At 70.0% G+C, this 14577-nt stretch carries 11 protein-coding genes; 4 read left to right on the top strand and 7 right to left on the bottom strand.

Annotation, left to right across the window (positions count from 1 at the left end):
- Nucleotides 1-10 precede the first annotated feature (10 nt).
- Genes pucD through OID54_RS29985 form a run of 3 tightly spaced genes read right to left on the bottom strand, consistent with a single transcriptional unit; the run spans nt 11 to nt 3860 of the window.
- Nucleotides 11-2404 (bottom strand): xanthine dehydrogenase subunit D, encoded by a 2394-nt coding sequence (pucD, locus tag OID54_RS29995; RefSeq protein WP_329024579.1) that lies wholly within the window; start codon nt 2402-2404, stop codon nt 11-13.
- A gap of 5 nt (nt 2405-2409) precedes the next feature.
- The gene (locus OID54_RS29990; RefSeq protein WP_329024577.1) at nt 2410-2982 is read right to left on the bottom strand and encodes a (2Fe-2S)-binding protein; all 573 of its coding nucleotides are present in this window, start codon (nt 2980-2982) and stop codon (nt 2410-2412) included.
- The gene (locus tag OID54_RS29985; protein ID WP_329024575.1) at nt 2973-3860 is read right to left on the bottom strand and encodes an FAD binding domain-containing protein; all 888 of its coding nucleotides are present in this window, start codon (nt 3858-3860) and stop codon (nt 2973-2975) included. Before OID54_RS29985 ends, OID54_RS29990 begins: the two co-directional genes overlap by 10 nt.
- Before the next feature lie 358 nt (nt 3861-4218).
- On the opposite strand from OID54_RS29985, the gene OID54_RS29980 reads away from it, so the two are divergent.
- Nucleotides 4219-5901 carry a PucR family transcriptional regulator gene (locus OID54_RS29980; protein WP_329024573.1) on the top strand — a complete coding sequence of 561 codons (1683 nt, stop codon included), beginning with the start codon at nt 4219-4221 and terminating at the stop codon, nt 5899-5901.
- A 947-nt stretch (nt 5902-6848) separates the two neighbouring features.
- Nucleotides 6849-7781, top strand: coding sequence for a hypothetical protein (locus tag OID54_RS29975; protein ID WP_329024571.1), 933 nt, complete (start codon nt 6849-6851; stop codon nt 7779-7781).
- Between the two features lie 40 nt (nt 7782-7821).
- Here OID54_RS29975 and OID54_RS29970 read toward each other — a convergent pair whose 3' ends face one another.
- Complete coding sequence (locus tag OID54_RS29970) at nt 7822-8400, bottom strand: flavoprotein (RefSeq protein ID WP_329024569.1); 579 nt, start codon at nt 8398-8400, stop codon at nt 7822-7824.
- 42 nt (nt 8401-8442) lie between these two features.
- Complete coding sequence (locus tag OID54_RS29965; RefSeq protein ID WP_329024566.1) at nt 8443-9390, bottom strand: GntR family transcriptional regulator; 948 nt, start codon at nt 9388-9390, stop codon at nt 8443-8445.
- A 150-nt stretch (nt 9391-9540) separates the two neighbouring features.
- Between OID54_RS29965 and OID54_RS29960 the strand changes: the two genes are divergently transcribed.
- Both OID54_RS29960 and OID54_RS29955 read left to right on the top strand, forming a co-directional pair.
- Complete coding sequence (locus tag OID54_RS29960) at nt 9541-10386, top strand: (2Fe-2S)-binding protein (RefSeq protein ID WP_329024564.1); 846 nt, start codon at nt 9541-9543, stop codon at nt 10384-10386.
- Between the two features lie 244 nt (nt 10387-10630).
- Nucleotides 10631-11707 carry a DUF2637 domain-containing protein gene (locus tag OID54_RS29955; protein ID WP_329024563.1) on the top strand — a complete coding sequence of 359 codons (1077 nt, stop codon included), beginning with the start codon at nt 10631-10633 and terminating at the stop codon, nt 11705-11707.
- Nucleotides 11708-11761: 54 nt separating this feature from the next.
- Here the strand turns inward: OID54_RS29955 and OID54_RS29950 are convergent, their stop codons facing one another.
- On the bottom strand, nt 11762-12400 hold the full coding sequence (locus OID54_RS29950) for an ATP-binding protein (protein WP_443055692.1): 639 nt from the start codon (nt 12398-12400) through the stop codon (nt 11762-11764).
- A 412-nt stretch (nt 12401-12812) separates the two neighbouring features.
- On the bottom strand, nt 12813-14555 hold the full coding sequence (locus OID54_RS29945) for a pyruvate dehydrogenase (RefSeq protein ID WP_329024561.1): 1743 nt from the start codon (nt 14553-14555) through the stop codon (nt 12813-12815).
- Between the last annotated feature and the right edge of the window lie 22 nt (nt 14556-14577).

The following is a 14577-nucleotide window of genomic DNA, read 5'->3' as shown; positions in this document are numbered from 1 at the left end:
GAGCCGTCCGTCACCCGCCGGTCGTACCGGTGAGGTGCTCGGGGCGCACCGGCACCCTGGTGAGCGCCAGACCGGTGGCGGCGCGGATGGCCGCGAGCACGGCCGGGGTCGAGGAGAGAGTGGGTGCTTCGCCGACACCGCGGAGCCCGTAGGGAGCGTGCTCGTCGGCGAGTTCCAGCACGTCCACGGGGATGGTGGGGGTGTCCAGGATGGTGGGGATCAGATAGTCGGTGAAGGAGGGGTTGCGCACCCGCGCGGTCACCGGGTCGACGACGATCTCCTCCATCACCGCGATCCCCAGCCCCTGGGTGGTGCCGCCCTGGATCTGCCCGACGACGGAGAGCGGGTTGAGTGCCTTGCCGACGTCCTGGGCGCAGGCGAGTTCGACCACCTTCACCAGCCCCAGTTCGACGTCGACCTCGACGACCGCGCGATGGGCGGCGAAGGAGTACTGGATGTGCCCGTTGCCCTGGCCGGTCACCCGGTCGAGCGCCTCCGTGCGGCGGGGACGCCACTCCGTCTCGGTCTCGACCGGCTCGTCCCCCAACACCTCCGCCAGATCGGCCAGCGCCTCGCCCGCATCGGTGACCACTCTGCCGCCCTCAAGTCGCAGGTCCGCGTGGGCCCAGGCGGGATGGTACGAACCGTGCGTGCGCCGCCCCCGTTCGAGGACGCGTTCGCGCACGATCTCGCAGGCGTGTTTGATCGCGCCTCCGGTGACGTAGGTCTGTCGGGATGCCGATGTGGAGCCTGCGGAGCCGACCCGGGTGTCCGCCGGTGCGATGGTGACCTGGGCGACGCCCAGTTCGGTGCGGGCGATCTGGGCGTGGACGGTCACCCCGCCCTGGCCGACCTCGGCCATGGCGGTGTGTACGGTCACCACCGGCTCGCCCGCGATGTTCTCCAGCCGGACGCGGGCGGTCGAGTAGTCGTCGAAGCCCTCGGAGAAGCCGACGTTCTTGATGCCCACCGCATAGCCGATGCCACGCACCACGTCCTCGCCGTGGGTGGTGTTGGACAGGCCCCCCGGCAGTGCGCGCACATCGGCCGCCGCGCCCGCGGTCTCCCACTGGCGCTCCGGCGGCAGCGGGCGGGCCTTGACGCGGCGCAGCAGTTCGGCCACCGGCGCGGGGAAGTCGACCCGCTGCCCCGTGGGCATGATCGTGCCCTGGGACATGGCGTTGCGCTGTCGGAACTCCACCGGATCGAGGCCCAGTTCGGCGGCGACGCGGTCCATCTGGGCCTCGTAGGCGAAGCACGCCTGGACCGCGCCGAATCCGCGCATCGCCCCGCAGGGTGGGTTGTTGGTGTAGAGGGCGATGGTCTCGATGTCGACGTCGTCCACCACATAGGGGCCGATGCCGAGGGAGGCGGCGTTTCCCACGACGGCCGGGGACGAGGACGCGTACGCCCCGCCGTCCAGCACGATCCTGCACTTCACATGGGTGAGCTTGCCGTCCTTGGTGGCGCCGTGCTCATAGGTGAGGGTGGCCGGGTGCCGATGCACATGGCCGAAGAATGATTCGAACCGGTTGTAGACCATCTTCACCGGTTTGCCGGTGTGCAGGGCGAGCAGACAGGCGTGGATCTGCATGGAGAGGTCTTCCCGACCGCCGAAGGCGCCGCCGACGCCGGAGAGCGTCATCCGCACCTTGCTCGGGGGCAGACCGAGGACGGGGGCGATCTGCTGGAGGTCCGCGTGCAACCACTGGGTGGCCACGTGGAGTTCCACTCCGCCGTCGTCGGCGGGGATGGCCATACCGGACTCGGGGCCCAGGAAAGCCTGGTCCTGCATGCCGAAGACGTACTCACCGGTGACGATCACATCGGCGCGTTCGGCGGCCCGGGCGGCGTCACCGCGGACGATCGGCTGGCGGTGCACGATGTTGGGGTGGGGTACGTAGGGGCTGTAGTGGTCGTCGCGGTCCTCGTGGATGAGCACCGCATCGGGCGCGGTGGCGGACCGCTCATCGGTGATCACCGGCAGTTCGACGTAGTCGACGCGGATCTTGGCGGCCGCGCGACGGGCGGTCTCCGGGTGGTCCGCCGCCACGAGGGCGACCGGCTCGCCGTGGTGGCGGACCTTGCCCTCGGCGAGTACGGGGGCGTCCTGGATCTCCAGGCCGTAGTGCCGGACATCGGTGGGGAGGTCGGCGTGGGTGAGCACGGCGTGCACACCGGGGACGGCCAGGGCCTCGGAGATGTCGATGGACCTGATCTCGGCATGGGCGTGCGGAGAGCGCAGGGTGTGGCCCCACAGCATGTCCTCGTGCCAGAGGTCGGAGGCGTACGCGAACTCTCCGGTGACCTTGAGGACGCCGTCCGGGCGGAGGGTGGACTCGCCGATGCCGCCGCGGGTGCGGGCGCCCTGGGTGAGTCCGGTGGCCGTGCCGATCGTGGTCATGGTCCTCACACCGTCCGTTCGGGCGCTGCCTGGCGGGCGGCGGCCAGCCGGACCGCGTCCAGGATCTTCTCGTAGCCGGTGCAGCGGCAGAGGTTGCCGGAGAGTGCTTCCCGGATGTCCGCGTCCGACGGCTCGGGCTGGCGCTCCAGCAACTCATCGGCGGCGACCAGCAGTCCGGGGGTGCAGAAACCGCACTGGACCGCGCCGGCGTCGACGAACGCCCGCTGGATGGGTGCGAGCGGATCGATCTCATCGATCTCATCGATCTGAGCGGCTGCCGTAGCGCGGGGGGTGCCGGTGGCGGGCTGCGCCGCGGCATCGTCGCGCTGCCGGGCGAGTTCGGCGAGCCCTTCCACGGTGACGACGTCCCGCCCCTCGGCCTGTCCTGCGGCCACCAGGCACGAACAGACCGGCACCCCGTCGAGTCGAACCGTGCAGGATCCGCACTCGCCCTGTTCGCACGCGTTCTTGGAGCCGGGCAGCCCGAGCCGCTCCCGCAGGACGTAGAGCAGGCTTTCGCCCTCCCACACGTCGTCGGCCTGCTGCGGGCGTCCGTTGACGGTGAAATTCACCCGCACGGGGTGCTCCTCTCTCCTCCGCGGTACGACTGCCAGGTCCAGCCCAGGGTGCGCCGGGCCAGCACCCCGACCGCGTGCCGGCGATAGCGCGCCGTGCCGCGGACGTCGTCGATGGGGTTGCAGGCGCCCGACGCCAGTTCCGCGAACTGGCCGACGACCGGGGGCGGAAGGGGCCGGCCGTTGTCCCAGAACCCCCCTTCGTCGAGAGCCGCGGCGAGGAATTCCTCCGCCGTCCTCGCCCGAACGGGTGTCGGCGCCGCCGATCCGATTCCGGTGCGGACCGTACGGGTCGCGGGGTGGAGCGCGAGCGAGAAGGCACAGACCGCGATCACCATGGCATTGCGGGTACCCACCTTGGCGAACTGCTGCGGGCCGTCGGCACGGGGGATGTGGACGGCCCTGATGAGTTCATCGGCGGCGAGGGCGTTGCGCTTGACGCCCGTGTAGAAGTCGTCGATGGGGATGCGGCGGGTGCCGCGCAGCGAGACCGCCTCGACCTCGGCACCCGCGGCGAGGAGCGCCGGATGGGCGTCACCGGCGGGCGACGCCGTACCGAGGTTGCCGCCGACACCGCCCCGATTGCGGATCTGCGGCGAGGCCACGGTGTGCGCGGCGAGGGCGAGCGCGGGCAACTCGCCCCGCAGGTTCTCCATGATCTGGGTGTACGGGACGGACGCGCCGAGCCGGACCGTATCGTCGCCGACCTCCCACTCACCGAGTTCCCCGATACGGGTGAGGTCCATCAGCCGGGAGGGCCGACGGTGGTCGAAGTTGATCTCGACCATGACGTCGGTGCCACCCGCGATGGGTACGGCCGCGGGGTACTCGGCCTTGGCGGCGAGCGCATCCTCCCAGCTGGCGGGGCGGAGGAAGTCCATGAACGGCTCTCTTCCGATCGTCTGCCGCAGGTCGGGACATCACCTGCGTTCGATCCGGTGCTGTCGTCAGCCGGCCGACGGGGGCGCGGCCGGCCGGTGGTCGACCGGCTCTCCCTCTGTGGTGTTCACCTGGTGTGGCCCCAGTACACAAGGGCGTCCGCCATGCGGTGCAGTCACCGAAACCATGAAGGAGTTGGCTGGTCGACCGTTGCATCTTGTAGATTCGAACGAAAGGCAAGCCCGGTGGTCACGGTCCCGTGGCACTCCCTGTTCCTCGATCCTCCCCGGGGCGTCCGGTGTGCGGCGTCGGGGCGGGGGCCGAGAGCACGCGACAACGAGATGGATCGGCGGCGACGAGATGCGGCTGCGCGCACTGCTGGAGAACGATGCGCTGGGGCTGCGGTTGCTCGGCGGCGAGGACGAGCTGGACCGCGGCGTGCGCGGGGTGATGACCACCGATCTGCGCGACCCCAGCCGCTATCTCTCCGGGGGCGAGCTGGTGTTGACCGGGCTCGCATGGCGGCGGTCCGCGCAGGACACCGAGCCCTTCGTACGCATCCTGGCGGCGGCCCAGGTGGCCGCGCTGGCGGCCGGCGAGGCGGAGCTGGGCGACATCCCCGACGATCTGATCGCGGCGTGTGCCCGGCATCGACTGCCCCTCTTCGCGGTGAACGAGTCCGTCGCCTTCGCCACGATCACCGAGTACGTCGTGCGCCAGGTGTCGGGCGAGCGTGCCGGCGATCTCGCAGCCGTGGTCGACCGGCACCGCAGACTGATGACGTCGGGCCCGGCCGGCGGCGGCCCTGAGGTCGTCCTCGACCTCCTCGGCACCGATCTGGACCTGCACGCCTGGGTGCTCTCCCCCACCGGGCGACGGATCGCGGGCGCAGAGCTGCCGGCCTCCGTGGGCGCCGCCCTGGCGGGTGAACAACTGGCCGCGCTGCGCGGCGGGCGACGCGGACCGCACCGGGCGAGAGTGCAGTCCCGGACCTACTCCCTCTTCCCGATCCGCAACACGGGCCGGGGCCAGACCACGGACGGCGGCGACATCCGCGAGAGCGTGCTGTCGGACTGGATGCTGGCGGTGGAGGCGGACGCCGCCGACTGGCCGGCGGCACGGCTCGATCTGCTCCAGGGTGTGACACAGCTGATCGCGGTCGAGCGAGACCGCCGCGAGGCCGCCCGTACGGTGCGCAGACGGCTCGCACAGGAAGTTCTGGAGCTGGTCCAGGCGGGCGCCGCGCCGGCCGAGGTCGCGGCCCGACTGCGGGTCGCCGCCCCGGTGCTGCTGCCCGGTCTCGGCTCGGCACCGCACTGGCAAGTGGTGGTGGCACGGGTGGACTGGGGGCCGGATTCCGCAGCCGTCGAGGCGGGCCCGGTCGCCCAGTCGCTGTTGGAGGAGATCCTCGTCGATCCCTCGTCGTCGGGGCCCGACTCGTCGGACCGGATCGCCGTGGCCCACGTCGGTCAGGAAGCCATCGCCCTGGTGCCGCTGTCGGCGGTCTCTCCCGTAGGTGAGGCGGGCACTGAGGGGGTGGCACAGGGCGGGCTGCATGCCGAAACCCTGCTCAGCGCGGTTCAGCAGCCGCTGTCAGCTGGGTTGGCCGACGACGGGCGGCTGACGCTGGGCGTCAGCGCCCCGGTGAGCTCGGCGGAAGGGCTGAGGGGAGCGCTGGAGGAGGCCCGGCACGCGCGCCGGGTGGCTGCCGCCCGACCGGGGCGGGTGTCCGCGGCCGGTCATCATGAACTGGCCTCCCACGTACTGCTGTTGCCGTTCGTTCCGGACGATGTCCGCAGGGCGTTCACCGCCCGGCTGCTGGACCCGCTGCGCGAGTACGACCAACGGCATCGCGCGGAGTTGATCCCGACGCTGGAGGCGTTCTTGGAATCGGACGGCTCCTGGACGCGGTGCGCCACCCGGCTGCATCTCCATGTGAACACCCTGCGCTACCGGGTGGGGCGGATCGAACAGCTGACGGGTCGGGATCTCTCCCGGCTGGAGGACAAGCTGGACTTCTTCCTGGCTCTGCGGATGAGCTGAACGGCACCCAGCACCTGGCGCCCGTTCCGTTCCCCGGCGTCCGTTCCGGGCTCCAGATTCCGTCGTACGGGGTGATCCCGCTGCCCTCGGGCTCTCCGGGTGAGTCAGGGCGGGGCACGCGGGGGCCGTGCTGCGCGGCAAGTGTCGACGGGGGCAGCCCGGGCCGGCACGGTTCACGGGGGTAGGCAGGCGCGCCGGCGCGGTCCGATGTCCACTCGCAGCCTCCCCGGTCGATCCTCCTTCGGGGGAACTGAACGGGGAACCGGCGGGAATGCACCTGGGACTTAGGTAAATAGCAATAACTCCGGAGAAATGCGGGGGAATTCAGCCAAAGGCTCAGCAAATCCCGCGAATTGGTGACCCACCGCACCCATCTACATCGCCTGTCCATCCGTCCCCAAGCCCTGACCGGAAACAGCGCTCGCCCCGCACACCCTTTCCGGTCGGCGTGGCCTGGTCTCCGGCCACTCATCCATCGGGTGCACCACCCCTCACGCCCGCAAAGGCACCTGGCGACGACGGGCCGTGAAGCCTCGGGAACGGCCGCCCCCTGGGGCGCGTTCCGGGCGCCGCACCCGCCCCGCGGATCAGCGCAGGGAGTCCCGAACAGGGCTTCGGCGCAACCCTCTGCCGGGCCCGGCAGCATCGCTCAGGACCCTGCTGCGACCAAGCTCGGCGGGCCGCACGGGCTCGACGGAAAGGCGGCCGATTCACAACTCCCCTGCATGCCGGCCCAATGGCGGGTTTCCGATCGCCGCCCGGGCTTTCGGGGCCGACGACCCCTTCGATCTTGGCCACCTGCCGGGTCAGTCCCACCCCATCGGCGTGCCAGGGATTGTGAAACAATTCACCAGAACCCTTGGCCGGGCAACCCCATCCATGCTGAGATGCCATCTACTCAACAGCTCAATGGCGTGCTCGGGGAGGGCATAGTGGCGCATACCGCCATGTCTGGTTCCGGAACCACCGCAGGTGACGACCCTCTCCAGACCGCGGTGTGGCGGCTGCGCTCGCGCGGCTGTTGGACCGACGCGGCGGCACTGCTCGCACCACACGCGAGCAACGCAGCGGCAGCTCTGGAGCGGGCAGGACTACTGGTCGAGCGCTGTCTGTTCACCGGCGAAGGGTGGGCGGACGCGGAGGACGCGCTCCGCACGGCGGAAGCCGTGGCTCAAGACGACGAGGAGCGCGGCGGCGCAGCGTCCGAGCGCGGCAGGCTGGCCTACGCGGCCACCGTGCTGCGTGTACGCGACCGGGCCGACGAGGCCCGCTCGGCGCTCGGGAGGGCCGCCGCTCTCCTCGCGCCCACCTCACCGGGCAGGCCGCTGCTCGACTTCCGTCGGGGGCTGGTCGCCGAGCACATCGCGAAGGCGCCCCAAGCCGCCCGGGCCGCCTACCGCCGCGCCCACGACGGGGCCAGCGCGCACGGCGATCTACTGCTGCTCTCCTTCACCTGGCACCAGCAGGCCGGGCTCTCCCTGCGCGACGGCGAGTTGGCCGAGGCCCGGCTCGGGTTCTCCGAGTCCCTGCGGATCCGCGTGGAGTTGGGCTATCTCATCGGTACGGCGTCGGCGCTCGTCGGGCTGGCCGACTGCGAGACCGAACCGGAGGCGGGGCGGTTGCGCGCCGAGGCGCGCCGGCTCTTCCGGCTCCTCGGCGGCGTCCCCGTCCGACTGTCGGGGCGGCTGAGCGCTTCCGCCGCTCCACAGGTCCCGGCCGCGCCGAGCGGCTCACCCCAGGTAGCCGCCCCTCGCGCGGTGACCAAGGGAGGGCCGACGGGAACCGCACCGGGGGCGACACCCAAGGCCGCGGCGGCGAAGCCCCCCGTACAGAAGGCGGTCACTCCGCCCTCTCCCACTCAACCAGAACCCGCCGCATAGGGGGAGCGAGTCGGCGGTGCACGGGGGCGGGCCCACAGCGTCAGCCCCGGTCGCGGGGCGCCTGCACCGCGCGGTCCCCTTCGGTGGGTGGCCGGCCCGGGGAAGGCCGTTCCAACAGCTCCAACGCGCGTGACCAGCCGAACGAGCCACCACCTGCGCCCCCGGGTGCGGCATCGTCGACCAGCACCCCCATGCTCCGCAGCCGCTGCAGGCTCTGCGCATAGGCGGGATGGGTCGCCTGCGCGGCGCTGAGACAGGGCAGGACGGCGATCGGAACACCGGAGCCCACCGATTCACAGAGGATGCCGAGCGCCAGGGTGTCCGAGATGCCGGCCGCCCATTTGTTGATCGTGTTGAAGGTCGCAGGTGCCACGACGACCGCGTCGGGCGGCGGCAGGGGGCGCGGCTCATCGGGGCGGCGCCAGGCAGATCTGATCGGAAGGCCCGTCCGCGCCTCGATGGCGGCCCGGTCGACGAAGCCGAGCGCCTGCGGGGTCACCACGACGCCCACCCGCCAGCGTCGCTCCTGCGCCGCAGTGATCAATTCATCGATCTGCGTGGCCACTTGGGCGGCACAGACCACGACGTAGAGGAAGGGTCCAGGAGTCCGGTCAGTCATGGGGCGCCTTCCTGCGATCGACGGCTTCAGCCCGGTGCACGATCAGCCTTCGGAACCGGTGAAGTGCTCGCGCACCAGCGTGCGCACCACGGCGAGGTCCTGTGCGGCGAGCGCCTCCAGCAGGGCCAGGTGCTCCGCCGCATCGGCCACCAGCTCCGCACGGCGGGGGATCGCCACCCCGGTGAGGGGCCACTGCGAGCGCCGGTGGAGGTCTTCCGCGACGCTCACCAGTTGGTCGTTGCCGGCGAGGGAGAGCAGGGCGCGGTGAAAGGAGCGATCAACTTCCGCATACCGTGCGCGGTCCCCCACGGCTGCGGCGGCCACGGTCGCCTCGGCGAGGGGGCGCAGTCCCACCCAGTGCGCGGAGGGGGTCGTCCGGGCCAACCGGAGCATGACCGGGACCTCGATCAGTGCGCGTACTTCGGCGAGCTCGGCGAGTTCGCGGGGGGTACGGACCGTGATGCGGAATCCGCGGTTGGGGACGACCTCGACCGTGCCTTCGGCGGCCAGCCGCTGCATGGCCTCGCGTACCGGAGTGGCGGAGACTCCGAAGCGCTCGGCGAGGGCGGGGGCCGAGTAGACCTCGCCGGGGGTCAGCTCACCGTCGATGAGCGCGGTGCGCAGCGCCTGGAGGATCTGTCCGCGTACGGAGTGGCGCTGAACCGTGCGCGGGAGGTGCTCGGACGGTGGCGGACGGTCGGCGGGGTCGGTCTCGTCCGGCTCGCTGCCGGGTCCGGCCGTGGAGGGCGTCGGTCCGTCTTCGGGTGCACGGGGGCGCGGGGGCCGAGCGGTGGTCCCGGGCGATCGGTCCGCGCTCCCGGCGTGTGTGTGGGAGTGTTCTCCACGTGTCTGCTCGGGCAGGCTCGCCCAACTCCCGTCGCGTGCCTCAAACGACACTTCGTCCCACTCGTTCGAGCGGGACGGGGACGCTTCCGCGGTGGTCGGGGAGCGCTCTGAGCGGGCGGTCGCGCGTGCTCGGGCCTGCTCCACTCGGGTCCTCCTCCGACCGGCGGGACGACCCGGCTGGCGGTTGCGGGGCCATGGGTGCACCATAGGCGGACTGGAGTCCAGTTCAAACACCGATCCGGTCGGGTAAGGTAAGGCTAACCTGCTAACGATCGCGATTCGGTGGTCCCCGGCATGATCCTTCCCGCCTTGACGCCCTCGCTGGCCTCACCCCTCGCGGACTCCTATGCCCGCCTTGGCGAGGTATATCCCACTTTGCGGATACGGGAGCTCACGAACGGCGAACCGACGCCCTCGGGTACCGGTTGGGTCAGCGCCCATGAGCTCGCCGCCGGCGGCGCCGCGCTCGACGCGTTCTTGGCGTGGGACAACGCCCAGGTGCTCCGGGACTACGGCGAGCAGGCCCGCCCCGACGTGATCGCGAGTTTCGGGCTGCACCGCTACGCCTGGCCCGCCTGTCTGCTGTTTACCGTCCCCTGGTTCCTGCGTCGCAGGGTGCCCAGGGTGCCCGCGGAGAACGTCTGCCTCCAGCGCACGCTCGGGCAGATGACGGTACGGATGACCGGTTTCTCCTGTCTGCCGGGAGATCCAGCGGCGACCCTGCCCGGCGCCCGGGTGGTCCCGGACGAGGAAGCACTGCGGGCGGAATTGCGGAACGCGGTCGCCGAGCACATCGAACCGCTGCTGAACGGCTTCGGCCCCCGGATGCGTCGCGGCAAGCGGGCGCTGTGGGGGATGGCGAGCGACGAGGTCGTCGAAGGACTCTGGTACATCGGCAACCGCCTGGGCGAAGAGCAGCGGGCCATGGCCGAGTTGGAACTGCTGTTGCCGGGCACCACCAAGCCCTATGTCGGCTCCCCCGGCTTCCGGGTGCTGAGCGGCCCGGCCGGCGAGGAACTCCCCACCCGGGATCGCGCGAGCTGCTGCCTCTTCTACACTCTGCGACCGGACGACACCTGCGTCACCTGCCCGCGTACATCCGACGCCGCGCGGGTCGCAAGGCTGCTTCCGGGCGACTGATCACACGTCAGTCACGGTGCGCCGAGGCGGTTACGCTATGGATGTCACGCCCCCCTTCCGGGTGATATAAATCGTACGCACCTCACTCTGACCGCGCGTCAGTTCGAGCGAAACACACCTATCCGTATGCCGTATGGCCCCATTGGCGTTCTCTTGCCACGAAACCCCCTGGGATCGCCAGGACTTCGGTCACTATGGCGGCCGAAATGCCCTACCGCGATGCAGATGCAAGGGACACCAACACATGAGAGACATATCGCTTACCTGGCTGCTTCCCGGCGGCGTGATGGTCGTGGGAGTCCTGGTGGCGGTCGTAGTGCTCGCACGCGGCAAGAAAGCCGCTGCCAAGCCCCAGGTCGAGGACTCCTGGGAGCGCAGTGAGGAGCGCCGAAGGCGCAAGGAAGCCATATACGGCACCGCTTCCTACGTTCTCCTCTTCTGCTGCGCGGCGGTTGCCGCAGCACTCTCCTTCCACGGCCTGGTCGGCTTCGGCCGACAGAACCTGAACCTCTCCGGCGGCTGGGAGTACCTGGTCCCCTTCGGTCTCGACGGCGCGGCCATGTTCTGTTCCGTACTCGCCGTCCGTGAGGCCAGCCACGGTGACGCCGCCCTCGGCTCCCGACTCCTGGTGTGGACGTTCGCCGGTGCCGCCGCCTGGTTCAACTGGGTCCACGCACCGCGCGGCCTCGGCCACGACGGAGCGCCCCAGTTCTTCGCCGGCATGTCGCTGTCCGCCGCCGTCCTCTTCGACCGCGCGCTGAAGCAGACCCGTCGGGCGGCACTGCGCGAGCAGGGCCTGGTGCCCCGCCCACTGCCGCAGATCCGTGTCGTTCGCTGGCTCCGTGCACCCCGTGAGACCTTCAACGCCTGGTCGCTGATGCTGCTTGAGGGCGTCCGCACCCTCGATGAGGCGGTCGAGGAAGTACGTGAGGACCGTCAGGCCAAGAAGGAGAGCCGTACCCGCAGCCGGGACCAGCAGAAGCTGGACCGGGCGCGGATAAAGGCCCTCAACCGGCAGCACCGCGCCTGGGGTCGGGGCCGCGTCCTTCAGGACCCCGACCTGCCGGCCCTCAACTCCGGTGCGGCGGGTGGTTCGGCACAAGCCTTGACGGGTGCGCCGGATTCGAAATCCGTCGCGGAGCCTGCCATAGGATCCGGACAGCTGCCTCTTCGTTCTCGGCACTCTCTCCAGTCCGCCAGTTCGACCCCCGGGTCTGAGCCCATCAGGGTCGACCTCACCGCTGAGGATGACACCCAGACACTTCCGCGTCTGGACTCCTTGGAACGCAAACTCAAAGACCTGGAGCAGCAGTTCGGCTAGCTGAACGCCGAACCGCACCACCCTCCCGAGGCAGTGTCAAAGGCCGGCCTGGCATCAGGCCGGCCTTTTGCGCAGCTCAAACCAGATGACCTTGCCCGCGCGCTGGGTCCGCACACCCCAGGAGTCAGCGAGTTCACGCACCAGCAGCAGTCCCCTGCCATGCGTGGAGAGATCGTCGACGGACGGCGGGTCCATCGTTTCACGGCCCTGGGTCCGCTCCTCGGGATGGAGCATGCGGGTACCGGGGTGCGGTGGATCGTGGAGGGGGAGCCCGGGCATGAAGTCGCGCACTTCCACACGCAGTACGGAGGACACAACCGTCACGGTGACCACCGCACCGTGCTCGGTGTGGATCAGTGCATTGGTCACGAGTTCGCTGGCCAGTAGTTCCGCCGAGCCCACGGTGTCGGCGCGCTGTGCTGCCAACTGCCGGGGGTCGGGACGGGGTGAGCCGTCCCCGAGTCCATGGAGGTCCTCTATCTCCTGCCAGTCCCTGAGCAGTTCACGGATGAAGGCCCGTACCGCCGGCACCGATCGGATGTCCTTGCACCCCAGGCGTCTGCGCAGCACGCCCCGTATCGCCGCCGACGGTGCCTGCTGGGGTGCCGGACTCCCCTGGTCGGCCCGCTCGCGCCGTGGTGCAGGGCCCTGCTGCCCGCGCTGCGGCGAAGGGTGGGACGGTGGCGGCGCCACTTCGGCTGGTCTGGCCTGGTCCGTCCGTGCCCGATTTCCCCCGTACATCTCGCGCCCCCCGCATCCCCCGTGCACGTCATGTGCCGTGTGCGTGCCGTCGTCCCTTCGTCCGCCCTGCTCGGCGCCTCTCTCTGCACCGGGCCCGGCCCCTCCCTGGCTCCCTGTCATCATCCCCACCTGCACGTCGGACCCATGTCACGACTCGTTGCACCGAACGCTTCCACGAAGAGCATTGCCCTTCGGCGAGTGCACCACGCATGCCGAAGGGGCAACCGCTCGCGTCGGGCCAGTCGTGTCATACAACCGGCGGATCGCTTCTACGCCCATTGCCGGAGAGCGCTCACGGTGCACTCCCGCCGTTCGACGCGGTTGGTTCAGACGGGGAACCCTTGGTGGGAGCGGGGCCGGACGCTCATGGACGCGGCACGTTGCGCAGATTGGAACGGGCCATCTGGACCATCCGCCCCACCCCGCCGTCCAGCACCATCTTGCTGGCGGACAGCGCGAACCCGGTGACCATCTCCGCACTGATCTTCGGCGGGATGGATAGTGCGTTCGGATCGGTGACCACGTCCACCAGCGCGGGCCCCTTGTGCTTCAGGGCGTCCTTGAGCGCGCCCGCGAGTTGCTTAGGCTTCTCCACCCGCACGCCGTAGGCGCCCGCCGCCCGGGCGATCGCCGAAAAGTCGGGGTTGACGTTGGTCGTTCCGTACGAGGGAAGACCAGCCACCAACATCTCCAACTCGACCATGCCGAGGGACGAGTTGTTGAACAGGACGACCTTCACCGGCAGGTCGTACTGGACGAGGGTGAGGAAGTCCCCCATCAGCATGGAGAATCCACCGTCGCCTGACATGGAGATGACCTGCCGGTCGCGGTCGATGAACTGGGCACCGATGGCCTGGGGCAGTGCGTTGGCCATCGAGCCATGGCTGAACGAGCCGATGATCCGCCGTCGGCCGTTGGGCGAGAGATAGCGGGCCGCCCACACGTTGCACATACCGGTGTCGACGGTGAAGACAGCGTCCTCGGCTGCGAGGTCGTCCAGGACCGACGCCACATACTCCGGGTGGATCGGAACGTGCTTCTCCACCTTGCGCGTGTACGCCTTGATCACGCCCTCCAGGGCGTCGGCGTGCTTCTTCAGCATCTTGTCGAGGAACCTACGGTCGGTCTTCACCCGCACCCGCGGAATGAGACAGCGCAGCGTCTCGCGGACATCGCCCCAGACGGCGAGGTCCAGTTTGGAGCGACGACCGAGGTGCTCGGGCCGGACATCGACCTGGACGATCTTCACATCGTCCGGCAGGAACGCCTGGTACGGAAAGTCCGTCCCCAGCAGGATCAGCAGATCGCACTCGTTCGTGGCCTCATAGGCAGCGCCGTAACCCAGGAGACCGCTCATCCCCACGTCGTACGGATTGTCGTACTGGATCCACTCCTTGCCCCGGAGTGCGTGTCCCACGGGGGACTTGACGCGCTCGGCGAACTCCATCACCTCGGCATGGGCGCCCGCCGTGCCACTGCCGCAGAACAGGGTCACCCGGTCGGCCTCGTCGACCATGCGGATCAACTTGTCGATCTCGCTGTCTCCGGGCCGAACGGTGGGCCGTGAGGTCACCAGGGCGTGTTCCATGGTCTTCTCGGGAGCCGCCTGGGAGGCGATGTCGCCGGGCAGCGAGACCACACTCACTCCGCTGCGTCCGATCGCGTGCTGGATCGCGGTCTGGAGCAGTCGCGGCATCTGCTTCGGGTTGGAGATCAGCTCGCTGTAGTGGGAGCACTCCCGGAACAGCTGATCGGGGTGGGTCTCCTGGAAGTAGCCGAGCCCGATCTCACTGGAGGGGATCTGGGAGGCAAGTGCGAGCACCGGAGCCATGGAGCGATGGGCGTCGTACAGCCCGTTGATGAGGTGGAGGTTGCCGGGACCGCAGGAGCCGGCGCAGGCGGCCAGCTTCCCGGTGATCTGCGCCTCCGCGCCTGCCGCGAAGGCGGCGGTCTCCTCATGTCGGACCTGGACCCAGTCGATGGCGGAGTTACGACGGATGGCGTCGACGACGGGATTGAGGCTGTCGCCGACAACCCCGTACAACCGTTGAACACCGGCGCGGACGAGGATGTCGACGAACTGTTCCGCCACGTTCTGCTTGGCCATGGGATGGGCACCCTTTCTACGG

Source organism: Streptomyces sp. NBC_00690 (assembly GCF_036226685.1).
Lineage (GTDB): Bacteria > Actinomycetota > Actinomycetes > Streptomycetales > Streptomycetaceae > Streptomyces.
This window is presented reverse-complemented; position numbering and strand designations above follow the sequence as displayed.

Excerpts from the sequence above, each read along its gene's own strand:
- pucD (WP_329024579.1), bottom strand. The coding sequence starts at position 2,404 with ATGACCACGATCGGCACGGCCACCGGACTCACCCAGGGCGCCCGCACC.
- OID54_RS29985 (WP_329024575.1), bottom strand. The coding sequence starts at position 3,860 with ATGGACTTCCTCCGCCCCGCCAGCTGGGAGGATGCGCTCGCCGCCAAG.
- OID54_RS29980 (WP_329024573.1), top strand. The coding sequence starts at position 4,219 with ATGCGGCTGCGCGCACTGCTGGAGAACGATGCGCTGGGGCTGCGGTTG.
- OID54_RS29975 (WP_329024571.1), top strand. The coding sequence starts at position 6,849 with ATGTCTGGTTCCGGAACCACCGCAGGTGACGACCCTCTCCAGACCGCG.
- OID54_RS29970 (WP_329024569.1), bottom strand. The coding sequence starts at position 8,400 with ATGACTGACCGGACTCCTGGACCCTTCCTCTACGTCGTGGTCTGTGCC.
- OID54_RS29960 (WP_329024564.1), top strand. The coding sequence starts at position 9,541 with ATGATCCTTCCCGCCTTGACGCCCTCGCTGGCCTCACCCCTCGCGGAC.
- OID54_RS29955 (WP_329024563.1), top strand. The coding sequence starts at position 10,631 with ATGAGAGACATATCGCTTACCTGGCTGCTTCCCGGCGGCGTGATGGTC.
- OID54_RS29945 (WP_329024561.1), bottom strand. The coding sequence starts at position 14,555 with ATGGCCAAGCAGAACGTGGCGGAACAGTTCGTCGACATCCTCGTCCGC.